The 25,312-nt window shown below is 39.2% G+C and carries 15 protein-coding genes; 5 read left to right on the top strand and 10 right to left on the bottom strand.

Features of this window, described 5'->3' with window-relative positions; all coding sequences use genetic code 11:
• Positions 1-375: 375 nt before the first annotated feature.
• Both dnaE and trxA read left to right on the top strand, forming a co-directional pair.
• On the top strand, positions 376-4,176 hold the full coding sequence (gene dnaE, locus BM130_RS06845; RefSeq protein ID WP_010526383.1) for a DNA polymerase III subunit alpha: 3,801 nt from the start codon (positions 376-378) through the stop codon (positions 4,174-4,176).
• Between the two features lie 135 nt (positions 4,177-4,311).
• Positions 4,312-4,629 carry a thioredoxin gene (trxA, locus tag BM130_RS06840; protein ID WP_010526384.1) on the top strand — a complete coding sequence of 106 codons (318 nt, stop codon included), beginning with the start codon at positions 4,312-4,314 and terminating at the stop codon, positions 4,627-4,629.
• Positions 4,630-4,693: 64 nt separating this feature from the next.
• Here the strand turns inward: trxA and BM130_RS06835 are convergent, their stop codons facing one another.
• The 4 genes from BM130_RS06835 to BM130_RS06820 form a co-directional block, all read right to left on the bottom strand.
• Entirely contained in the window at positions 4,694-6,112 is a 1,419-nt protein-coding gene (locus tag BM130_RS06835) for a NupC/NupG family nucleoside CNT transporter (protein ID WP_010526385.1), read from the bottom strand.
• Between the two features lie 209 nt (positions 6,113-6,321).
• Entirely contained in the window at positions 6,322-6,927 is a 606-nt protein-coding gene (locus tag BM130_RS06830) for a bifunctional nuclease family protein (RefSeq protein WP_010526386.1), read from the bottom strand.
• 421 nt (positions 6,928-7,348) lie between these two features.
• Positions 7,349-8,293, bottom strand: a complete 945-nt coding sequence (locus tag BM130_RS06825; protein WP_138956825.1) for a lysylphosphatidylglycerol synthase transmembrane domain-containing protein — start codon at positions 8,291-8,293, stop codon at positions 7,349-7,351.
• Positions 8,294-8,397: 104 nt separating this feature from the next.
• Positions 8,398-9,387 (bottom strand): lysylphosphatidylglycerol synthase transmembrane domain-containing protein, encoded by a 990-nt coding sequence (locus tag BM130_RS06820; RefSeq protein ID WP_010526388.1) that lies wholly within the window; start codon positions 9,385-9,387, stop codon positions 8,398-8,400.
• Positions 9,388-9,611: 224 nt separating this feature from the next.
• On the opposite strand from BM130_RS06820, the gene rsmA reads away from it, so the two are divergent.
• Together rsmA and mgtE are read left to right on the top strand one after the other, a co-directional pair.
• Entirely contained in the window at positions 9,612-10,388 is a 777-nt protein-coding gene (gene rsmA, locus BM130_RS06815) for a 16S rRNA (adenine(1518)-N(6)/adenine(1519)-N(6))-dimethyltransferase RsmA (RefSeq protein ID WP_010526389.1), read from the top strand.
• Between the two features lie 36 nt (positions 10,389-10,424).
• Complete coding sequence (gene mgtE, locus BM130_RS06810; protein ID WP_010526390.1) at positions 10,425-11,789, top strand: magnesium transporter; 1,365 nt, start codon at positions 10,425-10,427, stop codon at positions 11,787-11,789.
• A 600-nt stretch (positions 11,790-12,389) separates the two neighbouring features.
• Here mgtE and BM130_RS06805 read toward each other — a convergent pair.
• The 5 genes from BM130_RS06805 to nagB all read right to left on the bottom strand — a co-directional run bounded on the left by BM130_RS06805 (position 12,390) and on the right by nagB (position 23,527).
• Positions 12,390-14,054 (bottom strand): arabinan endo-1,5-alpha-L-arabinosidase, encoded by a 1,665-nt coding sequence (locus BM130_RS06805; RefSeq protein WP_010526391.1) that lies wholly within the window; start codon positions 14,052-14,054, stop codon positions 12,390-12,392.
• A 77-nt stretch (positions 14,055-14,131) separates the two neighbouring features.
• Entirely contained in the window at positions 14,132-15,892 is a 1,761-nt protein-coding gene (locus tag BM130_RS06800; RefSeq protein ID WP_010526392.1) for a RagB/SusD family nutrient uptake outer membrane protein, read from the bottom strand.
• Positions 15,893-15,916: 24 nt separating this feature from the next.
• Positions 15,917-19,114, bottom strand: a complete 3,198-nt coding sequence (locus BM130_RS06795) for a SusC/RagA family TonB-linked outer membrane protein (RefSeq protein ID WP_010526393.1) — start codon at positions 19,112-19,114, stop codon at positions 15,917-15,919.
• Positions 19,115-19,139: 25 nt separating this feature from the next.
• Complete coding sequence (locus BM130_RS06790) at positions 19,140-20,792, bottom strand: hypothetical protein (RefSeq protein ID WP_237706079.1); 1,653 nt, start codon at positions 20,790-20,792, stop codon at positions 19,140-19,142.
• 791 nt (positions 20,793-21,583) lie between these two features.
• On the bottom strand, positions 21,584-23,527 hold the full coding sequence (gene nagB / locus BM130_RS06785) for a glucosamine-6-phosphate deaminase (protein ID WP_010526395.1): 1,944 nt from the start codon (positions 23,525-23,527) through the stop codon (positions 21,584-21,586).
• Positions 23,528-23,714: 187 nt separating this feature from the next.
• Here nagB and BM130_RS06780 point away from each other — a divergent pair, with 187 nt between their 5' ends.
• Positions 23,715-24,443, top strand: coding sequence for a FadR/GntR family transcriptional regulator (locus BM130_RS06780; RefSeq protein WP_010526396.1), 729 nt, complete (start codon positions 23,715-23,717; stop codon positions 24,441-24,443).
• 23 nt (positions 24,444-24,466) lie between these two features.
• Here the strand turns inward: BM130_RS06780 and murQ are convergent, their stop codons facing one another.
• Positions 24,467-25,297: an N-acetylmuramic acid 6-phosphate etherase gene (murQ, locus tag BM130_RS06775; protein ID WP_010526397.1), complete on the bottom strand. Its 831-nt coding sequence runs from the start codon at positions 25,295-25,297 to the stop codon at positions 24,467-24,469.
• Positions 25,298-25,312 lie beyond the last annotated feature (15 nt).

The raw sequence follows: 25,312 nt of genomic DNA, 5'->3' as shown, positions 1-25,312 counted from the left end.
TTATGAAATTTCTTTCCCCTTTTACTGATATTTTTTATCATTTAAACCGTTTGCTTTGGCGTTGAAAATTTTTTGAATACCATAAAAAGCAGTTAAAATTTTGTCTTTCGGCTTTCTTGGGAGATGGCCAGATAAATGATATTTGGCAAATATATGGCACCGGTGTTGTCATTTTCAACCCAAAGCGAAATTTTTTTGTTACTTCTTGACAAACTTTTCATTGGATTATATGTTCATCCTATGAATTATATCACACTATCAATTTTTCGTTACTCTTTAAAAAAAAATTAAGGTTACCGGCTTGGTCGAAATATTTTCGCCGGCAATTTTGGGTAACTTTGTAGCTTAAATCGGATTTAAGAATTTTATTTTATTATGGGACTCATACCATTTACACATCTTCATGTTCACTCACAATACTCTATATTGGACGGTGCCGCAGCTGTTAGTGATCTTGTAAATAAGGCCAAGGATGATGGCATGACAGCATTGGCCCTTACCGACCATGGAACGATGTTTGGGATTAAAGAATTTTTTGATACTTGTCGGAAGAAAAATATTAAACCCATTCTTGGTTGTGAGACTTATGTGGCGGCTCGATCAATCCAGGATAAGTCTGACAGTAAGTTGGACGGAAGAGGTGATCACCTTATCCTGTTGGCTAAAAATCGAACCGGGTATAAGAATTTACTTAAGTTAATTTCCATTGCCAATATTGAGGGCTTTTATTATAAACCCAGAATTGACAAAAATCTCTTAAAACAATATCACGAGGGGCTTATTGTGTCCAGTGCCTGTATTGGTGGGGAGATACCTCAAAAGATTATTGCCGGTGATATGGAGGGGGCCAGGGAGTCTATCTTATGGTTTAAAAGCATTTTTGGCGACGATTTTTATTTGGAATTGCAACGACATCCTGCGGAAGATCCCAGGTCGAGACAGGAGGTTTACGAAAATCAGATCAAGGTCAATAAAGCTCTTTTGGCTTTCTCTAAAGAATTAGGGGTTAAGGTAATTGCAACGAATGATGTTCATTTTACCAATGCCGAAGATGCCGAAGCCCACGATTTGCTTATTTGCCTCAATACCGGGAAAGACTATGATGATGAAAACCGGATGCGTTACACTAAACAGGAGTGGTTTAAGACTACTGCCGAGATGAACGAGCTCTTTGGCGATGTGCCGGAAGCCCTTCAAAATACCATGGAGGTGGCTGAAAAAGTAGAGGAGTATGACCTCAACTCATCCCCTATCATGCCTTTCTTCCCAATCCCTGATGAATTTGGGACCATGGAAGAATATAAAAAGAAGTACCCTGAAGAGGAGCTTCGAAAGGAATTTGGTGAAAGATATGATGCTCTTGGAGGCAATTATGAAAACCTGCTTCGTATAAAACTCGAGTCTGACTATCTTACTTTTCTTACCTATAAAGGGGCCAAAGACCCATCGCGTTATGGTGATCCTATTCCCGATGAGGTAAAAGAAAGACTCGATTTTGAGCTGAACACCATTAAAAGCATGGGTTTTCCCGGCTACTTTCTGATTGTACAGGATTTTATTAATGCCGCCCGTAAGATGGGCGTTCTGGTTGGTCCCGGACGTGGCTCGGCTGCCGGTGCAGCAGTTTCATATTGTGTGGGTATTACCAATATAGACCCCATTAAACACGACTTGCTTTTTGAACGGTTCCTGAACCCTGACCGAATATCGATGCCTGATGTGGATATTGACTTTGATGATGATGGCAGGCAAATGGTTTTAGACTGGGTAACTCAAAAATACGGGCGAGATAAGGTTGCCCACATCTGTACCTTTGGTACAATGGCAGCTCGTATGGCCATACGTGATGTAGGACGCGTGTTGAAATTACCGCTCTCCGAAACAGATAAACTTGCCAAGTTAATACCCGAGAGGCCGGGTACCAAGCTTGCTAATGCTTATGAAGAGGTATTAAAAAGGGAACGGGAAACCGGGAGTATTGATGATGCTATAAAAAAGATAGATAATGAGTTAAAAGCTGCCCGAAATGCCGGTAAGGGAAAGGAAGAAAGCAAGCTTGAAGTGTTTAAAATTTTTGCCGAGCGCATTAAAGAAGCACGGGCAAATGGTGAAGAGAAAGTACTTAAAACCCTGAAACTGGCTTGCACACTCGAAGGCTCGGTGCGACAAACCGGTGTTCACGCTTGCGGCGTACTCATTGGCAGAGATCCTCTCGACCAACATATCCCGTTAATTCCTACAAAGGGCGAAAATCTTATGACTACCCAGTACGATGGGCACTTCGTTGAAGCCATCGGACTGTTGAAAATGGATTTCCTGGGGCTTAAAACCTTGTCGATTATTAAAGAGACTCTTGAGAATATTAAATTATCTAAGAACATTGAGATAGATATTGATAAAATTCCTCAGGATGACCCCAAAACTTTTGAGCTTTTCAGTAAGGGAGATACAACTGCAATATTTCAGTTCGAATCCCCCGGAATGAAGAAACATTTAAGGGCACTTCAGCCTAACCGCTTCGAAGACCTGGTGGCCATGAATGCCCTTTACCGACCGGGACCAATGGAATATATCCCCAATTACATCGCCAGAAAACATGGGAAACAGGAAATTATCTATGACCATCCCATGATGGAACCTTACTTGAAAGATACCTATGGTATTACTGTCTTTCAGGAACAGGTGATGTTGCTTTCAAGGGCTTTAGCCGGATTTACCCGTGGAGAATCCGATACTTTACGGAAAGCCATGGGGAAAAAATTGTCCGACTTAATGGCGCAGTTAAAAGTAAAATTTTATGAAGGATGTAAGAAAAATGAAAAATTCCTGGAAGGTTGCAAAGAGGTTAATAAAGATCCTGACCAACTGATTGAAAAAATTTGGAAAGATTGGGAAGCTTTTGCTAGCTATGCCTTCAATAAATCCCATTCAGTGTGTTATGCCTATGTGGCCTATCAAACCGGTTACCTGAAAGCTCATTATCCGGCTGAATTTATGGCCGGCGTATTGAGCCGTAATCTGAATGATATTAACAAGATTACCACCTTTATGGAGGAATGCCGGCGCATGGGCCTCGAAGTGCTTGGTCCTGACGTAAATGAGAGTTTTAGGAAATTTACGGTAAATTCTGAAGGGGCTATACGTTTCGGCATGGCCGGTATTAAAGGTGTAGGGGCTGCCGCGGTAGAAGAAATCATACGGAAGCGCGAAGAGGGAGGTCCTTTCAAAGATATTTTCGATTTTGTTGAACGGGTTAATCTTCAAACGGTTAATAAGAAAAATATTGAGGCATTAGCGGCCGCCGGAGCTTTCGATAGTTTTAGCGGTCTTAACAGAGCTCAGTTTTTTGCAACTACCGACGGCGAAGAAGGAACATTCATTGAACGCCTGTTGCGTTATGGGAACCGCTTTCAGGCAGATAAAGCAAGTGCACAGGTGTCATTGTTTGGGACTGCCGATATGACAGATGCTGTCAAAAAACCGTCAGTACCCAATGTGCCTGAGTTTACCAGTGTAGAAAAACTTAAGAGAGAAAAAGAGTTAATAGGTATTTATCTCTCTGCTCATCCATTAGATAGATTTCGTCTTGAACTACAATATTATTGCAATACCCCTTTGAGTGATTTAAATGACCTTTCTGCCATCAATGGCAAAACCATTATTGTGGGCGGAATGGTAACCGGCATTAGAAGAGGAGTTACCAGGGTTAAAGAGAATTCTTATGCCATCATTACCTTGGAGGATTATTCAGGCTCATATGATTTTGCCCTGTTTGGGCGCGATTACAACGATTTTAGTAAATATCATGCTGTGCCTGAAGATGGCAGCATTTTTTTGTTGATAAAGGGGAAGGTGCAACCCAAAAAATACCATCCGGAAGAGTTGGAGGTGAAAATTCATTCTATTTCATTCCTGGATGAGGTACTGGAAAGCCATGTCCGCAATCTTTCCTTACATATTCCGGTTGATAAAATTTCCGAAGAATTAGTAAATGAATTGGCTAGTGTTATGCTTGAAAACAGGGGAAATGTATCGCTTAGGTTTCATGTTTTTGACCCTGCCAATAAGCATAATAGTGTTCAGTTATTATCCCGGTCGGCCAGAATAGATCTTTCCCAAAGAGATGTTCTTCAGTTTTTTAACGAACATCCTGAGTTGCAGATACAACTGTCATGAGCCGCTTGGTTGGGAAAAAAAATATATCTTTGAACAAGCTTTGGCAAAAGATGTTTTTTATAATGATAAAGCGTATTGGTATGCTTTTTGGAAAAACTAAAATTAAGTATTGATATTTATTAAAATAAATGAATTATGGCAATTGAAGTAACAGATGCAAATTTTGAAGATGTAGTATTAAAATCAGAAAAACCTGTTTTGGTGGATTTCTGGGCAGAATGGTGTGGCCCTTGTCGTATGGTTGCTCCTATCGTGGCGGAATTGGCTGAAGAGTATAACGGTAAAGCGGTAGTTGCAAAAATGGATGTTGATAGTAATCCTGAAACCTCTGTAAAGTTTGGAATTCGCAATATTCCAACTATCTTATTCTTTAAGAATGGTGAAGTCGTTGATAAACAAGTGGGGGCTGTCCCTAAGACAACTTTAGCCTCAAAACTTGATGCTATTATTTAAATTCTGAACATCACCAATTAATACTAAAATAGAGCTGCCCAAAATTAATTTGGACAGCTTTTTTTTATCCTAGAATCATCCCAACAATTGTTGCCGAAAGAAGAGATGCCAGAGTTCCTGCCAATAATGCCCTCATCCCTAATTGAGTAAGAAGTGTTCTTTTGCCTGGGGCTAAGGCGCCGATTCCACCGATTTGGATGCCAATGGATGCGAAATTAGCAAACCCGGCTAATACATAGGTGGCCATAATAATTGATTTCTCATAGGCAAATGCGCCGGCTTCCTTTAATTCACCTAAACTTACATAGCCGATGAATTCAGTCATGATAATTTTTTCGCCCAGCACCCTTCCTACCAAATCAATATCATCTGCTGCTACGCCCAGAAGCCACATAAATGGTGCAAAAGCATATCCTAAAATAAATTCCAGAGAAAGTCCGGAATATTCGCCATCTGTAACAGAAACAATTAAATTATTGAGGTGGGTCCAGCTACCAACTTTAATCAAAATATAATTTAGCATGGCTATTAGAGCGATAAATACGAGCAACATTCCGGCGACATTGACTGCAAGTTTTATGCCTTCGGTGGTGCCGTTTGAAATGGCATCCAGTATATTTTTTCCTATTTTTTCTTTTTGTATGGTGACATTTTTATCAATTTTTTCAGTTTGGGGCACTAATATTTTGGAGATGATTATAACACCAGGAGCAGCCATTATAGACGCTGCCAAAAGGTGTTTGGCATAAAGTAACTCTTGTATAGGATCGCCGGCACCTAAAACTTTAATATATACGGCCAGAACCCCTCCGGCAAGCGTTGCCATTCCCCCTGACATGACCAACATTATTTCCGATCGATTCATCTTTTCAAGATAAGCCTTTATCATAAGCGGGGATTCGGTTTGACCAAGAAAAATATTTCCTGCAACAGAGAGACTTTCGGGACCCGATATTTTTAATAATTTGGTCATCCCTAAGGCCATCCAATAGACCACTTTTTGGATAATTCCATAGAAAAACAATATACTGGTTAACCCCGAGAAAAAAATTATGGTTGGCAGTATGGTGATGGCAAAATTTAGAAGAGGCTCTTCAATCTCACCGGATGAAAAACTTTTAAAAAGAAATCTGGCTCCTTCTTCTGAAAAACTCAGAACTTTTACAAATATTTTCCCCAATGTATCAAATATCGATCCTACAAAAGGAACATTTAAAATGGCCAGAGCTAACAATACTTGAATGGCCAGGCCGGTTAGAACAACTCTCCAGGAAATGGCTTTTCGATTAGAACTAAACAGCCATGCTACAAACATGATAAATAACATGCCGATTAAACCACGAAAAAGACTTTCAGCTGAAAAGCCTTCACTCTTAGAGACAATGGAATCAGGTGAGGCATAAAGGGATGATGGGAGAAGGAATAGAATTCCCGAAAAGATTAAAATACGCAAAAAAAAAGAGGTGGGTGTTGTGCCTTTCATAATTGCTTTTCTAAGATATTAATAGTTTGGAGTGTCAATTTTTAATTTAAATATTCTTAACGGCAAGAACTATTTTAAAATCTATTATACCTTTTGTTTCAAAAATTACTTAAAGTGTGTCTTTAAAGCATTTGCATGGCTTGCTTAAGTTTATGCAAATTGCTTAATGTGAATAGCTTTTGTTTTATGCTCGGTTCATTCAAATAGGCTTACTTCTTTCGACGTTTTATTTCATCTCTTATTTCAGAGGCTTTTTCATAGTTCTCTTTTTCAATAGCCTCGTCCAGCATTTTTTTTAGTTCTTTCAAAGTTTTATCTGCTAATGGATTTTGAGGAGCGGAAGAGGATACTTCTGATGTTTGTTTTGACTTTTCTGAACTTGTTTCATCTTGGTCCCCAAAATCTAATACAATTCCCGCTTTTTGTAATATATCCTCATAAGTATAAATGGGACAATTAAAGCGAAGGGCTAAAGAAACTGCATCAGATGTGCGGGAATCGATTTTTACGATTTCATTATTATGCAGACACACCAATTCAGAATAGAATATCCCCTCTTCCAGCTTGTAGATTACAACTTCCAGAATTTCAATCTTGAAAGCCTTTGCAAAATTTAAAAACAAATCATGTGTAAGAGGTCGAGGCGGTTCAAGTCCTTCTAGTTTTATGGCAATTGATTGGGCTTCCACTGCCCCAATTATAATAGGAATCCTTCTTTCCCCGTTTTCTTCGGCCAGCACTAATGCATAAGCCCCCGATTGCGTTTGGGAATAGGATAATCCTAATATATTAAGTTTAACTTTTGGTTTTTCCATAACTGAGGATAACTACTTTCACAAATCTCTCCGTGAGTAACAAATATAGAAAATTGTTTTGACAATTCAGGAAGGGAATGGTATTAACAACACTTTACAATAAATGGAACATTACCAGGGAAAAATATCGTTTGTGAAATATGTATAAAAAGAGCACAACAGGCAAGAGGTAAAGGCCAGCAGGGATGGGATAATTATAAGTTGTTGATTGCTAGATTTAAAAGGTTATTCATTTCTGCGTAATATGCAGGGGCGAACACTGGATGTCAAAAATTGGAATTTGTGAATAAAAATGTTATAAACCAAATGATAAAAACGCAATGCGTTTCCTTTTGTGTTGAAAATTATTCAATTGTGACCTGACTGGTGAATTTTTAAAATTTTAAGCGGTTAAGTGTTGTTTGGGAAATTCGAGTTTTATTCATCTGGCAGATGTAGAAACATGGTTGGCAGTGGAGATTAAATTGAATTTTTTGTTAAAAAATAAGGGTATAAGTGCCGGTAAGGCTATGTTTATTATCCATATAAGCATGGTGGAAAAAATAATCGCGGGTCCTGAGATAACTGATTCACCAAAGATTAACAATGCAATGGCTGAACGTATTCCCAAATCGCCAGACCCCCACGAAGGCACGAAAGTTAATACCCCATAAAAAAGAAATACTGAAAATAATTCAGATGTAGTAATGGACGGTTCAAAAAGATGCAGTATAATCAATAGTTGAAAACAAAATAACAAATACCGTATAAGAGTTAGAAATATTATTTGAATTAACTGCAAAGCAGAAAAATACCCAAATGAATGTAATAAGTCGATGAAAGTTTTTTGTCGGTGTCTTAAAAACCAAATAATAACAATTCCCCCAAAAATAATCAGCAAGAAAAGGGCTGTTATTGCTGCTTTATCTATTGCCATGAATCGCTCAAAAATGAAATTAAGTAACTGTTCTGTGGAAGATCCTGCCAAAAGAATAGAGATAATAGTAAAGATAAAAATTACACCGTTTTGTATAAAGCTTCCGAGCAGAGAGAGAAAAATTATACCGGTCCGCTTGTTTGATTTATAAAATAAAGCTTTGCCTAAGGGCTCACCGCTCCTGGCCGGTGTAATTAATCCCCATTGTATGCCTTTGATTACTTGTATGAATGATTGTTTTAGTGATATTTTTTCAGCAGGGCTGGCCAATAACCGCCATTTGATTGACTCAATGCTAACATTGAGGAACATTAGGAAAGTGATTAAAAATAATGTCCATGATAGGTTGGATGCATTCTGTGAAAAGAAAGCTTTAAATTCAGGCCATCCTTTAAATTGATATAATTTGTAAACAACCCATGAAGAAGAGATGAGGCTTATTAATATCATTAAAATGTTCTTCTTGGGGATGAGTGCCATAGTTGATGAGAAAATTAATTGATTGGGCTATATTAATAATTTTTCCTGGTTTAGGTTGCCTAATGTTCCTTGAATCATCTTGTCAGAGGCTTTTTATTTATTAAAGGAATGGTTAAGAATGATAACAAGCCTGTTACAATAATCATAGCGTTAAGTGAGCCATGAACCAAAAGGGCAAAAGCGGAAGCCTGTGATGATTCTATCCCAAAAAATATTAATGTGGAAATAACCAAAAAATGCCATGGACCTATCCCCCCCTGAACAGGAGCTACCATCCCGAAACTTCCCAAAACAAATACTGCCAATCCTTTACCGGGGCTTAAATGTCGTGTGAACGGAAAGCCGAAAAAGCAAACATAAATCATCAAAAAGTAAAGAACATATATTAATACGGTGTGGAATACAAATAGAAACTTGTTCTTTACATTTCGGAACGAAAATAGGCCTTCCTTAAATTGCCGCCATAATTCCCGAAATTTGTAAAAAACTTTCCATTTCATTATTTTTTTTCGGAAGAGAAAAAATATTCCTATGATGAGAATGGCTGAAAAATAAAATTCCCGGGAAGATAAAAAATTTCCTATCTCACCAAGGTTTAATTTATTTTTAATTATATCTATAAAGACATTGTATTGCGTAATAATCACCAATACCAAAGATAAAAGCAGCATAATTAAATCGATAATACGTTCGGTTACAACCGTACCTACAAGCCGAGAAAAGGATATTTCTTCATAGCGGCTTAGTACAGCACATCTGGATATTTCTCCCATTCTTGGAATAGCTAGATTGGCCAAGTAGCCAATCATTACCGATAAGAAGGTGTTTAACAACCCTGGGCGTTTTTCTATAGGTTCTATGAGCATTTGCCAACGAATGGTACGGCTTATATGACTGAATAATCCTAAAATTAGAGAAAGAAAGATCCATCCATAATTTACCTCTTTTTTCAATATGTCGGCCATTTTTTTAGGGTCCTGATCTTTATAGAGCCACCATAGAATGGTTAATCCTAAAAAGAGAAATAAAAAAAAGCGGAAACTTTTATTAATTGCTTTGGTCATTGTGTGTTATTGTTTTATCTGTTGTGTGTTGAGGGGAAGTACAAAAATGATTTATTCATGTCCATTGTTTTGACCAGTATTGATAAAATGTTTAGGAGGGGGATACTTTCCCTCATAAAAAGTCTTACCTTTGCAGCGCCAAAGGAAAATACAATTTTACGAAATACCTCTCTTTTGGCCAAAATTATTGTATTACGTTAATTAATGGATGCCCATTATGGAAGATGAGGAGAGTCAAACCCAAGAAATACCTCGGTCAACATTTTCTCAACGATCGACGAATTGCTGCTCGTATCGTAGAGGCATTACCTCTTCCTCCTTATCAAGTGCTGGAAGTAGGACCTGGGATGGGTGTGCTCACTCAATTCTTATGTCAACTTAAGGATATTGACCTTTCCTTGGTTGAGTTAGATGATGAATCTGTAGCTTTTCTCCATCAGACTTATCCTGAACTTCAAGAAAAAATTATTTCTGCTGACTTTTTAAAGCTTAATTTATCGGAACGTTTTTTCGGAGAATTTTCCATTATTGGTAATTTCCCCTATAATATTTCCAGTCAGATTTTATTTAAAGTACTGGAAAATAAAACACAGATAAAATATGTTACCGGCATGGTTCAGCGCGAGGTGGGTCGTCGTATTACCGCCGGGCCCGGGGGTAGAGAGTATGGCATTCTAAGTGTTTTAATGCAAGCCTGGTACCATGCGGAATATTTATTTACCGTTGATGAATCTGTTTTTTCCCCTCCCCCTAAGGTGAAGTCGGCGGTAGTCCGTTTTTCCAGAAATCATGTAAGTACATTGGGGTGTGACGAATCACTCTTTGTTAAGGTGGTTAAAGCTGCCTTTAACCAAAGGCGAAAAACGCTTAGAAACAGCTTAAAGGCTTTTGGATTAAGTGATAAAATTATTGCTGATGATAATATATTCCGAAAAAGACCGGAACAGCTCGGTGTAGAAGAGTTTGTTAAGCTTACAAATATCATTGAGCGGTCGATGTAAGAAGTTTTGATGTTTGTTGAATTAAAATCCTGAGGTATGGCCAATTTTGAACTTACCAGAAAATTTGTGGAGGAACTGAAAGTCCTGATTGACAAACAGGATAATGAAGAGGTCTCCAGGATTCTTGATGATCTTCATCCGGCAGATATCGCCGAATTATTTGAAGAGTTAAACATTGATGAGGCGAAATATATTTATTTCCTGCTGGATGATGACAAAGCGGCCGATGTTTTGATTGAACTTGATGAATACGACCGCCTTAGATTCCTGGAGTCGCTTCCCAGTGAGGTCATTGCCCGAAGGTTTATTGATAAAATGGACTCCGATGATGCCGCTGATGTTATCTCTGAATTTGATCCCAACAGGCAGCAGGAGGTTATTTCTTACATCGAAGATGCCAATGTGGCCGGCGATATTGTTGATCTTCTTAATTACGATGAAAATACAGCCGGTGGCCTGATGGCCAAAGAGTTGATTAAAGTCAAGGAAAATTGGAGTATTCCCACCTGCTTAAGGAGCATGAGACGGCAAGCTGAAAATATTGATGAGGTTTATTATGTCTATGTTGTTGATAACAATGGAAAGCTGAAGGGAACGCTTTCTTTGAAAAAAATGCTTTTAAGTTCCACGGGAAAATTGGTTAGTGACATATATAACCCAGATGTTATTTCCGTTGGCGTGGACACCCCGGCCGAAGAAGTTAGTAACATTATGGATAAGTATGGATTGGTTGCTTTGCCGGTAGTGGATCATGTGGGACGATTAGCCGGACGCATTACTATTGATGACGTTGTTGATTTTATGCGTGAAGAGGCCGGGAAAGATTATGCTTTGGCTTCCGGTATTACGGGTGATGTTGAAGCATCGGACAGTATATGGCTTTTGACAAAGGCCAGAATACCCTGGTTGTTTATTGGTTTGATTGGTGGTTTATTTGGGTCCAGGGTGGTTGGAAGCTTCGGAGGAATATTGGACCTTTATCCCCAATTGGCTTTTTTTATGCCTCTGATAGCTGCCATGGGCGGAAATGTTGGCATTCAATCCTCTGCTATTGTGGTGCAGTCTATTGCGGCCGGAACTATGGGACTTGCTTCGCCGATTAAAAAGTTATTGAAAGAATTTAGTGTAGCTGTTTTAAATGCATCAGTTTTGGCAGGTCTGGCTTTTGTCTATAATATGCTTATAGGCTCTCAGGAAGCTTTAACATTAACTGTTTCCGGTGCTATGTTCTCGGTGATTATTTTTGCTTCGATCTTTGGCGCAGTCGTTCCTCTCTTCCTTAATAAAATTAAGATTGATCCGGCTGTAGCCACAGGCCCTTTTGTTACAACTCTGAACGACATTATTGGGATGGGAATTTATTTAACTATAGGCACCTTCTTTTACAATTGGTTGGCGTAAGTATAAAACCTTTCTTTACAACTGGGAAAAAGAATCATTTCTCAAGCACAACAAAAAAAAACAGAGAAATGGAGAATTGACTAATTCGCAGTTTTGATAAAGTCTTATATTCTATTTTTCTTCGAATTATTTCTACCCCTTTCGGGTAACCTTTATAAATTGCTGTACATATGTTGTCTTTTTTTAACTGTATTTGACAGAATAAAACATCCCAAATTTAGTTTTCTACAAATGGATAAGCAATAAGCTGAATTTTGAAATAGGGAACAAACGTTTTTAGAGTACCCCAACCTTAAAAAAAGAAAAATGGTGCTATTCAAATTATCCTTTCAATCACGCAGGAAATTTCAACCTAGTCTGGTTGCTTCGGCAAAAAAATGGCCGATATTTATTGGATATTAGAGCTAACCACATGGCAAAAATCGGAAATTATATATTTGGCAACTCTTCATTGTCATAATTTTGTTCATTTGTACCAAATTTTCATAGCATAACAATATAAGCCCTGATGTTTTTGCGGCAATTCCCAAAAAAAATGTCTGCCCTTTAATTTAATTAAAGAGCAGACATTGATTATTGATCTCAAGAATTCCTAAAATTTTATCTTTTCATTTTCCCCCAGTATGTTGCGTTTAAATTTTTATCCGTTCCGGCATACACAAATGTTACCCGACGAGGAGATGCTTCCCAATCCACTTCGCGTTCTACGCAAACAATAACATTGCCCAATTTTAATTGTTTTTTATCCTCATCATAGCTCCAACTGCCTGTTAATGTGCCCGACATTGTTCCGTCTTCATTGAGAGTTAAAGCCGAAGCTTGATTTTGTTGACCATATGAATATTTAAGAGTTATATGCTCCCAGGTTCCAACAAGCGAATCCTTGGTTATTGTCCCGTAATCAGGCACAGCTGCGTATCGTTCCGGTAACGCAATTGGCCAAAGATTATCTGGTTCATCACTAGAAGCTGGACACCATACAATACGGCGGACATGTCCCATCATTAACGCATTGGAGTACGGGTTACCATTTACATTGGGAGGTAATCGCCCCTGGGAAACATAGAACCATTCGCCGGTGTCTTCTTTTTGAAAAATGCCGCAATGTGCTAATCCTACCCATCCATGACTTAGATTGAATTTGTATGGGTGAGTTACAATAGGATAACAGTCGCCTTCACCGTTAGTAAAATTTTTTCCATTGATATCATAATAAGGGCCTTCGATATTGGTACTTCTTACTACTCGCGTGTTATAAGGAATATCAAGGGCATCATATGCCATGAATAAATAATAGTATCCATCTTTATATATTATTTCTGGCGCTTCGCTTCCTTGCCAACGTGACGAGGCCGTCCGTGTCCCAATTCTCACACCATAACGTGAAGTTAATTCACTAGCACTGTTGGCATAAGGCTCGCCAAGTGTGGTAAGAGGCTTTCCTGTAACAGGATCTACTTGCAATAGGGCGAAGCCACTATGCCATGAGCCATATATCAGATAATGTTTCCCTTCTGGGGTGACAATGTATGTTGGGTCAATAGCGTTATAGTAAAAATAAGCGTTCCAATCGGATAAACTAGAACGACTGTAGTCCAATCCCCGGTCTGAAGAAGATGTAGTTACAAAACCTTTATCGATCCATTGGGCTTCGGCGGGATTGGTGGATTCGCACATGCCGATAAATGCGCGTTCGGTCCAACTACCATCAAAATTTTCAGGTGTGTTGGGCTTCCCGGTTTTTATATAGTTATCAACAACTACACTGTAATACATACGTAAAATATCTTGGCCTTCAACGTTAACTCTTCTTACTACCGGAGCCCAAAAACCGTATTGTATTTCGTTTGCAGGAATGGCATCTAGCCCCATACGTGAACGAATGGCATTCAAAGAATCAGCTATCCAAGTGGGTGGATCATAAAATGGTCCTCCAACCCATTCCCAATTTACCAAATCGGTTGAACGTTTACCTTGAAAATGTCCATGGCCTTCGTGTTCATTACCATATGAAGCATCGGTGCAATACATATAATAATAGCCATTGTAAAAAGCAACCGATGGATCGTGTACATTGGCCAAATTCCATTCATTACGGTTCGACCACGAAGCTATTGAGGAATAGTCATCGTCGTAGGTGGGAATGGTAAAACCAATTTCCTCTTCAGAATTATCTTCTTCAGGAACGATATCTTCGTCTTTACAACGAACAAACAAAATAGTAATCAAGAAGACGGATAATAGTATAAAATGCTTTAGTCTCATAATAATTTGATTTTAAAACTTCCCTATCAACCATAAATATATAGCTGACAAGGAAGTTTTAGTTTGTTGAGGAATTTTTAATCCAACTCTATTACTGGACGTATAGTCCATTTTTCTCTGAAAGCAGGTCCATTATCTTCATTCTTGTTTGCAGAGTTTCCTTCAAGATTAGGATTGGCATTAAGGGTAGATTGATATATGGGAAAATATTCGTGCCCTTTATAATAGTATTTGAAAGATGAATCGTCAGCGGTTTCAGCAGTAAGCTCTTCTGTTGAAGCTGTACCGTCACGTTTGTAATAACCATGTTCAATCAGTTGATTTAATCGATCTTCGTCGTAAAAGAAGCCCCAACGTATTAGATCGATTCCACGTCCATTTTCGCAGCCAAATTCTTTTGGGCGTTCTACATTGGCAATTTGTTCAAAAAGGTGGTCGGCGGTGGGGAAGTCGGAAAGTTGGAGATCTTCAAGACCTGCGCGCCGACGTACTTGGTTTATGTAATCGATAGCCGTTTGTGTTGGGCCATTGATTTCATTTTCACATTCTGCAGCCCTCAGCAACACATCACTGTAACGCATAAGGCGTAGATTGATACCGCAATGCAATCCATTAGTAATAGATTTGTAGAGATTAGTTCTTGCATTTGTGAACTTAGCAATTGAGATACCACCCTGGGAGGTGTTTGATAGTGGCGTGGCAGTTATCTCTTGTTGATAAATTATGTTGCAACGAGGATCGCCGTCGGGATATGCTGCTGTTTTAAGCCCTGTATAACTGTTGTATTCTTCTTCGTATGTAACTAGAGTCCAGTATAATCGTGGGTCGAGTCTTCCATCTGTACATCGCTCTTTTTTAAACAGGTTGTATAACCAAGGTGAGCCGGCCAGATCACCCCAACTCCCCATTTCTTGTGAAGCGTAATTGCTTTCTATTGCATGTCCCTGTGTTGCCTCCGGACTTATGTTTATAGGTGTCCACTCTTCAACGGTGCCACCTGTTCCATAATCCATAAATTGGACTTCGAAAAGGCTTTCAGAATTATTTTCATATTCAGGACCTTCTCTGAAGTTATCACCATAATCAGCTGTTAGTTCATAATGTCCGTATTTACCAGCAATGATGTCTTTTAGTACTTCATAAGCCTCTTCATATTTATGGCGGAACATAAGAGCTCGGGCCAGATAACCAGCGGCAGCACCACAAGTTGCGCGGCCTTGGGCCCATTCACCGCCCTCATCGCGCGATGGTAACATTTGCATAGCTTTTTTGAGATCTTCTTCAATTTGGTCAAACACTTCATCTTGAGTGTTGTTGGAGGCATACATGGTATTTATGTCAGAATATGCCGAATAATCAATAATGAGTGGAACATTTTGGTAATAAGTGGCTAAATAGTAATATGCCAACGACCTGAGAAATAATGCCTGGCCCGCTATTTTATTATAAGAGTCTTCCGTCAGATCAACTTTGTCCACTTTTGATAATACGAAGTTTGTTCGGTTTACGACATGGTAAAAGTCGCGCCAGGGCCATAAATCACCTATTTCTATTGTTCCTGGAGAGTTGAGGTTATCATATTCCAAATACCATTGTTGTGATGAATTCCAAACTTCATCACCACGTACAGCATCCAGCGTATAACCAACGCGGGCAAAGGTTCCTTCAAGACGTATGCGGTTGTAACAGGCGATGACGGCTTCCTCCAGTTCTGATTTGGAGTCACCAAAATCATAAGTTGTCTGATTGTTTGGGTTCGTAACATTGAGCTCATCATTGCAGGCCGATACCCCTACAATAATCACCAATATTATTTGAATTATATTAAAGGTTTTCATAATTATGATCTATTATAATTTAATTTAGAATGACATATTTATTCCGAACATTATGGTTCTTGGTGTTGGATATGATGCATAGTTATAACCTGGTGTGAATGTACCGCCGGCGAAATCAACATTGTAACCTCTGTACTTAGAAAAAGTAGCCAGATTTTGCCCTGAAGCATAAACGCGTAATCCGTGAATATAGCCGCTAAACCATTTGTCAGGGAAATTATAGCCTAATTCGATGTTAGCAATTTTAAGATAGGTAGCATCTTGTAAGAAACGCTGGCTGAACATGTCATTGGTTATTGAACCTGCCGACTTGTAGGCAACGCGGGGAATATCTGTGTCTTTATTCTCTGGCGTCCATGCGTTCAGAAGATCAACACTCTTGTTAAGAGCACCGTAAGAGCTGCGAAGGGTGAGGTCAACAAAATCTAAGGCTTTGAAACCTGCAGCACCAAATGTGGCTATGCTCAGATCAAAGCCTTTCCATTCAAGATGTGCATTTAACCCGAAATTAAAATCTGGTATACCGCTTCCTAAGAATGTTCTGTCCTGGTCGGTAATTTCACCATCGTTGTTGAGATCGGCGTATGCAACATCCCCTGGTTGGGCACCCGGCTGATTAATGTATAAGCCTTCTGAGTTGACACGTGTGTCTATCTCTTCTTGCGACTGGAAAATTCCTTCGTAAACATAGCCGTAGAACTCTCCAATTTCACGCCCCACTTCAGTACGACAGAAGCCGTCGGTACGTGGTTCGCCTGAAATTCCTAGCTTTGTGACCTTATTGTTGAGTGTGGAAAAGTTTGCAGAAACATCATACTTGAACGGATTTCGATAATTACGATATGTAAGAAGCAATTCAATACCCGTATTTTCCATTGTCGCGGCATTCATTGTCACTGTTGTATTGGTAGACCCGGCACTGGCAGGTACCGCCACACTATAAAGAAGGTCCTCTGAAATGGATTTATACCAGTCAAAAGTAAATTCCAGACTATTATTGAACATACCCACATCAAGCCCGAAGTCAATAGTTTTCTTCTTTTCCCACTTAATGGCTGTATTTACATAATTTGATATTGATGAACCAGTAACCTTATTATTCCCAAAACTATAAGTGTAATTCCCTCGAGCCATGACATCCATGTATTGGTATTCTCCTATGTTCTCATTTCCAAGTTCACCATAGCTGCCTCGAATTTTTAACAGGTTGACAATGGATTCGGAAACAGGGAAGAAGTTTTCCCGTTCTATTCGCCAGCCTGCTGATATGGAAGGGAACCAGTCCCAGCGATCTTCGGAAGATAGCCGGCTTGAACCATCACGACGTACCGTGGCAGAAATCAGATATTTCTCATCGAAATTATAATTGAGACGACCAATATATGAGGCCAACACGTGTTCGCTTTCATAGGTTGAAGACGATGTTTCTTCTGCATTGTTTATTTGCAGATAATAGGGTTCAGGCATGTTAACCCCTTCACCTGTAAGTGTGTGATAGAGCTCGCGCTGGAACGTTTGACCAATAACTGTGTTAATGTGATGGCGTCCAAACTTGCCATCGTAGTTTATATAATTTTCAATTAATGCATCACTATAACTTCGATAGCCTTGAGTAAGGCGTTCATTGCTTTTTGATAAGTAGTTTGTTGTACTTTGAATAAATGCAGGAACAAATGTAAAGTCTTTGGCTGTGGTTTTACTGTACGAAAGGTTTAAGTTGTAATCAAAGGTATGGTTACTACTTCTTTGTCCCATCATGTTTATGAGGTCAACATTTGCCGAACCAGAAGCAACAAAACGGTCGACAATGGTATTCCTTTCAAGTAAGTTGTTCAATAGTAATACGTTTGTTACACGTAAATCGCCATGAACATCATCATAATACGTGCCATAACCGTAGGAATCGTAAGTGTATTCCGAAGCAGCCGATATTTTGTCGTCTAAAACCCAGGTCGATTCATCGTACGCCTTGATTGTTGGTGGTAAAAGTAGCACCGAAGCCATTACGGGATATTGAGCCCCATACAATCCCTGTACGTATTCGTTGGCGTTACTGAGGGCCATATTATCCTGATCACTGTGACTATATACAAGGCTTGTTTTAATTTTGACAAATTTTACATCCATTGAATTGTTGGCACGTGCCGTGTAGCGTTCGAAATTAGGGCCGGCACCTTCCATTGTTCCTTCCTGGCTAAAGTAATCAAGCGAAAAATTATAAGTATTGTTTTCGCCACCACCTGAAAGGTTAATGTTGTGATTCTGGCGGACCCCTGTTTTGAAGGCCTCTTTGAACCAATTTGTGTTTACTTCACCGGGATCAATATATTTTTCACTTGTAGGATCGTATCCCGCTGGAACATCCATGTCACTGTTGTTGTAGGCCATAGTTATATATTCGGCATATTGGTATGAGTCCATAACATCGTATACCCCTTCTTTAACCTGGTCGAAACCAATATAACCGCTGTAGTCTATCTTCATAGGTTGCTCTTTCTTCCCTTGTTTGGTGGTGATAATAATTACACCATTGGCGGCTCGTGAACCATATATGGCGGCAGCAGAAGCATCCTTAAGTACCTGCAAAGTTTCTATATCGTTTGGCGAGAAGTCTCGTATGGTGGTACCCATTGGCACCCCATCCACAATGTAGAGCGGAGCCGTACTGCCGAACGATCCAATACCGCGAATTCGGACTATTGGATCAGCTCCAGGTTGTCCGTCAGTGGTAATTTGAACGCCGGCAACCCTTCCCTGAAGCATGGTTGATATGTTTGAATGAGAGACTTTCTTCATCTCTTCGGTGTCGACAACTGAAACTGAACCCGTGAGATCAACCTTGCGTTGAGTACCATAACCTATTACAACCACCTGGTCGAGTTCTTTGATATCTGAAATCAATATGATATTGCCCAGTTGAGTCTTACCATCAACGCTTACTTCAGTACTTTTGTAGCCTACAAACGATATTACCAATGTGGCGTCGGAGGGAACAGAAATGGAAAAATTTCCTTCAATATCGGTAATGACTCCAAAGGTAGTCCCTTTTTGTTGAACAGTGGCGCCAGGAAGTGATTCGCCGTTTTCGTCAACAACCTTTCCAACTACTGTTATTTGATCTGTTTGAACAATTGTCAATTGATTGGAATTGACTTTGTTTTCTGAAAATATTGCCGGAACGAACGTTAGTAATCCCAAAAGGATTAAATAAAAATATTTCATAGCCTAATAAATTTTGTCTAAATGATTATTCAACAAATACCAGATAAGCGTTTTCTATAACGAGTGCACAATTCAAATCGGAACTATCTATCGTTATTCCTTCATACTTTTGAAAATGTGTTTCACCATTGGCATAGGTTACATCATATAGTACATCTGCAGTGTTATCTCCATTATTAGTAACAGTGATGACTACTTTTGATCCGCTTATGTTTGATGTAAAAGTATCCCAATTCCAGTCACTAGTAGCAGTAGCGGTTGCATAACCATCGCCCCATCCAAAGTGGTCCATGCGAACTACAGCATATTCAGTCATGTCAGCCTTGCGAAGGATTGTACTTGGACTGTGCCAGTTTTCAAGATTGTCGGAGTAGCAGAACATGGTAAATGTTTTGCTTTCTCCAGACCCAACCGCATAGTCTTCAGAAAACTCGGTCCACCATTGAGTCGAAAAGTCAGTTGCTCCTATTTGACCTATTCCCTTAACAAGAGTTAATGGGACAGTAGTAGATACTGTTCTCGTAGCACCTACATATGAAACAACTGCATTTTGGGTTCCTTCGACAGCTGGAATTTTGCTGAAAAGAAGCGTTTCGTTTGCCAGTATACCTGTTGTTTCGTCTGAATAGGTTGCAGTAACAACCATTCCTTGGGGATTGAATAGGATGGAGTCGTTCCTGAAAAAATAGTAAGTGGTGATGTCGGGCAAAGTAGTAACCTCTATACTTGCAACGGAGTTTGTTACTTCCAGCGTGTAGTATGTTGACACAGCATCGGTGTACTCGCCTTGTTTGGTTTTGTTATATGTTACAATAACTGTTTTTTCTCCGATTGAACTCATATCAGGAAAAACAGTGAATGCTAATTCGGAACTATCCACTTGTACAGAAGAGCCGTCGGCAAAGGTAACTGTAGCTGTAGCATTTCCCCAGAAGTCTTCGTTACCTAATTCAACAAAATCTGGTGTCCCTTCAACTGTGATTGAAATCGGATTAACATCTTCTATTTCAGTTACCTTAGTAGGTAAAAGGAATACTTTTTTCATTTCGAAGTGGCTGCCGTCACAAACTAAGAAAACCACGATGTCAGAAGAGGTAGAAACCGGTTGCTGGTAAGTTTGAACCAACTCGGTATCATTAGTTCCAACGGCAGTGGCTGTTACAAAGGCAATACCGGTAGGGGAATGGTCAATTTCCAAAGTAACATAAGCCCCTTGCATTGTGGTGCGGAAGTCGTTCCAGATATCTCCATCACCATCTGTGTCTGGATAGTTATAAGATATCATGTTTAGGTCGAAATCATCGTTACCCCAGCCATAAGCATCAGAGCGAAGAACAAAGTATTCTTCATAATTGTCGGCATCTCGGTCTGCTACGTTGGCAACTACAAGGTTCCAATTGTTCCAGTTATTAACCCCTGAACTGTGGTTTATAAACTCAAGATGCAAAAGCTTATTGGTTGGAATGGTAAAGTAATCAGAGAATGCAGTCCACCAGGCGGCGCTGTTATCTTCAGCGCCCACAATTGTTGTCGAAATGTCGATGTAAGTTGTGTCACCTGTATTTCTACTTGCTTTCTCTGCTGCAATGGAATCAATTTTACTTTGCAGGTCAGAGGGCGCAACAATTGAATAAGTATCCAGCTTCTCGCATCCAATTAAGCCGAATGCTACCAACATTGCTGCCATTAAAACGTTACTTATTAATTTATTTGTCTTCATAAATTAGAATTTAATTTATTTTGATCTGAATTGATTGATTTGCAGATTGATCTATTGTTTTCTTAGAGACATGATTGTATGCATAGGCCTTTCAAAATAAAATGGATCTTGGGATGTCAATAAGTGTTAAAAATTATTTCACTAAATTACACTAGTATGCGCTTTAATGGGTGGATTTTTGATTTTAAGTGGTGGATACAAAAGTAAAATGTGAAATATGTTTAAAATATGATTAGTGGTTGAAACTATTTGAATTCAGAGCGATGCGTGAATTTGACTGGATTTAATAATCATTTGTCCACATTGCAAAAAACATATTTCGCCTCAAAACATCTATTATAAAGATTGGCTATTTACTTTTTGAGGACTTTTTAGAGAGTTCTTGTTATTGTCCTAAAGAGGTTTTCTGTTTTTGTAATTGCTTAACTGGCCTGGTTGGTTATTTATAATGGTGGGTCGTTCAGAATAAGAGAAAAATTCTGTGAAAATGTTTTGGGAAAGGTATAGAAAATCTGAGCTACCAATTTCACATTTCAACTATAGAGAAATAAAAGTGAGGGCGTCTAAAAAGTTTGTTGCTTAATCTATGAAATTCAGTAAATACTCTGATAAACTTTGTTATTTAATAGATTATATAAAAGCTTGTTTTGTGTTTTCGGAGCCTGACGCACATTTTAGACACCCTCTTTTTGTTAGTGGATATAAGCTAAGGTAATAAAAGCTTAAAATTAAAGTTGGTTAGGGGTTGTTTACTTTAAGAACGAATCCTCATTATCGAGAGGATATCTTACAAATGCTTCAATAGCTTCATATTCGGTTAGGCCCAGCTTATCATAGAGCTTTGCCGTTGCCCTGTTTCGGTCCTCTGCTCTTTGCCAGAATTCACGACTGTCTTCTCCGGGGAATACAGGAAAATCTTTCTGGGATTGATGTTTAAAGATCGCTTTCCGTTTGCGCATTAATTCATCAGGACTGATGGGGACGGCCATCTCTATGTCTTCAATATCCCACTCTTGCCAGGCGCCACGATATAGCCATATATAACAGTCTTTTAACCATGCATCTCCTTCCGATTTTATTTTTCTGAGAGCAGCCAATATAATTTGCAGGCATACTTCATGAGTGCCGTGGGGGTCCTGAAGATCGCCTGCAGCAAAAATCTGATGGGGTTTTACTTGCCGTAGTAGATCGATTACTATGTTTATATCTGCTTCCGACATGGGTTTCTTTTCTATGAGGCCCGTTTCATAGAACGGAAGATTTAGAAAATGAACATTTTCTTCTTTAACATTACAAAAACGGCAGGCTGCCTGGGCTTCCCCTTGTCTGATCAACCGTTTTATGTTTTTCACAAAAGGAATGTCAATGTCATCAGGTTTTTTCTCTTTTAAGAATTGAGTCAGTTTTTTATGTTCCTCTGTTAGAGGGGTATCAATGTTGTAACATTTTAGCAAATCAACCGCGAAGGTGGAAAAGCGAAGGGCATCATCGTCAAATACGGCAATATTTCCTGATGTTTGATAAGCTACATGGACGTCATGTCCCTGGTCGGTTAATCTGAGTAGGGTTCCACCCATCGATATTACGTCATCATCGGGGTGAGGACTAAAAATGAGAGATCTTTTAACCGGTGGTTCGGGGCGTTCCGGGCGGGTTTTTTCATGAGCTCCCGGTTTGCCTCCCGGCCAGCCGGTAATAGTATCACGTATCTGACTAAAAACTTTTATGTTTAGGTCATATGCTTTTCCGTAAAAGGCTAGCAGATCCGTTAGCCCCTCACTCTTATAATCATCATCGGTGAGTTTTAGAATAGGTTTTCCGGTTTTTAAACTTAGCCATACGACAGCTCTTTTAATCATTTTGGGGGTCCAATTTACCATGCCGTAAAGCCATGGAGCCTTAGTGCGGGACAGTTCATCCGTAGCATCTTTATCGGCAAAAACTGTTACATCTGTATGAAGTTGTAAAAAAGAGGCTGGAACTTTTGTTGAAACAGGACCTTCCAACATTTTTTTCAAGATAATTGATTTGTTTTTTCCCCAGGCAGCTAATATTATTCTTTTAGCACTCAAAATAGTATTTATCCCCATTGTTAAGGCCTTGGTGGGGACTGCCTCTTTATTCCCGAAGTCTTTTGCTGCATCGGCAATGGTAATAGGGTCCAGTTTGACCAGCCGGGTGGTTGAATTGATGGCTGAGCCAGGCTCATTAAAGCCGATATGGCCTGAACGACCTATGCCTAATAACTGCAAATCAATTCCACCTACCGATTTTATTTTTTCTTCATATTGTGTGCAGTATGGTTCTATTTGGTCAATTTCTATAGTTCCATCAGGAATATGTACGTTTTGAGGTTCGATGTCAATATGGTCGAACAGATTTTCCCACATAAATTTTACATAGCTTTGTTTGTTTTCTGGATGCATGGGGTAATATTCATCCAGATTGAAGGTTATTACATTCTTAAAACTCAGGCCTTCTTCTTTGTGTTGCCGAATAAGTTCCTTGTAAATTAAAATAGGAGAAGAGCCTGTGGCAAGGCCTAATACTGTTTTTTTCCCTTGAGCTGTTTTTTCTTTTATCAAATCACTGATTAAGGTTGCAATGATTTTGGCACCTTCTTCCTTGTTTGCCACAATCTGAAGAGGGATCTTTTCTATCGATTGTTCCGAGAAGTTAACTTGGTTTGACATAAGATTTTATTTTTGGTTTAATGTGTTTTTTTAAATTTGTTTTGCAATTCTGGCTTTTTTTAAATCATAGGTGAGATATTCACATGTATGACATATTTCAAAAATAAAAGTTCAATATAAAGCCTTCATAAACGGAATAAAAAGTCTATATTTGTGTGTTATTTCTTTAAATTTTTAAGACAGATTGATGGACGAAATATTCAGTAAAATAGGTACCACTCAGACTTTGAGTCAGAAAATTGAGCGGAAGATTGAAGAAGCTATACGACAAAAAAAATTGGTACAAGGTGTCAAGCTTCCGTCGGAAAAAGAGCTTTGCGAACTTTTTGGTGTAAGCCGCACTGCCTTGAGAGAAGCCCTTCGGCGCCTCAATGCCCGGGGACTTATTGAAATCAGGAAAGGGAGTGGAATGTATGTTTCTGAGATAAAGATCGAAGATGCTATTAAATCTTTGAATCTTTATTATGATCTGAGTTTCGATTCCAATTTGATTTCTCAAATTATTGAAGTTCGACGTATTTTTGAACCCGAAATTTCCCGGTTGGCAGCCCGAAACCGTACCGATGAGGATATCAAAATACTTACCGAGAATATTGCTGATCTTGAACGTTGCGATCCGGATAACACTCAGCAGGAAGTGGATACTATTAACCGCTTTCATATGAATTTGGCCAAAGCCACCGGAAACCCCATTATTATTATCAGTCTGGAACCTATCTATTCTCTTTTGCCGCGCATGAGAAACTTTATCTATGCTAATGTGGAAGGGGAAAAAGAATTTACAATGAATGCTCAACGCAATATTCTGGCTGCCGTTGAAGCCAAAGACGAAGAACGGGCTTACCTGGAAACCGAAAAATTGGTTATCAGAAACCATGAGGTTTATGAGCGATACCTGAAAAAAGTTTTTAAATAAACAACAGGTATTTGAGTTCATTTCTATTCCTTTTTATATTCATCAATAGCTTTTTTGACTGAGCCATAACGCATCAATAATTGGCGAGCGCTTTCTTTGTCCAGCTTCAATTCTTCCATAAGCATGCGTGTTCCTCTGTTAATGAGCTTTTTGTTGTTTAGTTGCATGTTTACCATTTTGTTACCCTTAACTTTGCCTAGTTTTATCATTAGGGTAGTGGTGATCATGTTGAGAATCATTTTTTGAGCGGTTCCGGCTTTGAGGCGAGTACTTCCGGTGATAAATTCCGGACCAACAATAGCTTCGATGGGGTATTCTGCCACTTTGGCTATTTCTGAGTTGGGATTACAAGTTATACATCCGGTAAGTATCCCGTTTTCTCTGGCATTTTTTATGCCGCCTATAACGTACGGTGTGGTGCCGGACGCAGCTATGCCTATTACAGTATCTAATTGATTGATGTTATGTGCCTGTAATTCTTTCCAGGCCATGTGGGGGTCATCTTCAGCATTTTCTACGGCTTTTCTTAATGCTACATCTCCCCCTGCGATAAGACCTATTACCAATGTGTCGGGAACACCAAATGTTGGAGGTAGCTCTGAGGCATCCAGTACGCCCAGTCGGCCGCTTGTCCCAGCACCTAAATAAAAGACACGCCCCCCTTGTCTCATCCTCTCTATAATCCGAACAATTAATTGTTCTATTTGCGGAAGCGCTTTCCGAACCGCGATATGAACTTTGGCATCTTCTTCATTAATGCTCTTAATAAGGTCAGCAACTTCCATTTTCTCCAAATTTTTAAATCTGGAAGGTGATTCCGTAATACTAAGGGTGAATTTGCTTGTTTCAGACATATATTTAAGGACTTA

It is taken from the genome of Thermophagus xiamenensis, from assembly GCF_900112795.1.
GTDB lineage: Bacteria > Bacteroidota > Bacteroidia > Bacteroidales > Marinilabiliaceae > Thermophagus > Thermophagus xiamenensis.
The sequence above is the reverse complement of the archived record's forward strand: the minus strand, read 5'-3'. Positions and strand labels throughout refer to the sequence as shown.

Coding starts and splice junctions, on each gene's coding strand:
- BM130_RS06790 (WP_237706079.1), bottom strand. CDS start 20,792: ATGTTGGTAGCATTCGGCTTAATTGGATGCGAGAAGCTGGATACTTAT.
- BM130_RS06825 (WP_138956825.1), bottom strand. CDS start 8,293: ATGATATTAATAAGCCTCATCTCTTCTTCATGGGTTGTTTACAAATTA.
- mgtE (WP_010526390.1), top strand. CDS start 10,425: ATGGCCAATTTTGAACTTACCAGAAAATTTGTGGAGGAACTGAAAGTC.
- BM130_RS06820 (WP_010526388.1), bottom strand. CDS start 9,387: ATGACCAAAGCAATTAATAAAAGTTTCCGCTTTTTTTTATTTCTCTTT.
- trxA (WP_010526384.1), top strand. CDS start 4,312: ATGGCAATTGAAGTAACAGATGCAAATTTTGAAGATGTAGTATTAAAA.
- BM130_RS06805 (WP_010526391.1), bottom strand. CDS start 14,054: ATGAGACTAAAGCATTTTATACTATTATCCGTCTTCTTGATTACTATT.
- dnaE (WP_010526383.1), top strand. CDS start 376: ATGGGACTCATACCATTTACACATCTTCATGTTCACTCACAATACTCT.
- BM130_RS06795 (WP_010526393.1), bottom strand. CDS start 19,114: ATGAAATATTTTTATTTAATCCTTTTGGGATTACTAACGTTCGTTCCG.
- BM130_RS06780 (WP_010526396.1), top strand. CDS start 23,715: ATGGACGAAATATTCAGTAAAATAGGTACCACTCAGACTTTGAGTCAG.
- BM130_RS06830 (WP_010526386.1), bottom strand. CDS start 6,927: ATGGAAAAACCAAAAGTTAAACTTAATATATTAGGATTATCCTATTCC.
- rsmA (WP_010526389.1), top strand. CDS start 9,612: ATGAGGAGAGTCAAACCCAAGAAATACCTCGGTCAACATTTTCTCAAC.
- murQ (WP_010526397.1), bottom strand. CDS start 25,297: ATGTCTGAAACAAGCAAATTCACCCTTAGTATTACGGAATCACCTTCC.
- BM130_RS06835 (WP_010526385.1), bottom strand. CDS start 6,112: ATGAAAGGCACAACACCCACCTCTTTTTTTTTGCGTATTTTAATCTTT.
- BM130_RS06800 (WP_010526392.1), bottom strand. CDS start 15,892: ATGAAAACCTTTAATATAATTCAAATAATATTGGTGATTATTGTAGGG.
- nagB (WP_010526395.1), bottom strand. CDS start 23,527: ATGTCAAACCAAGTTAACTTCTCGGAACAATCGATAGAAAAGATCCCT.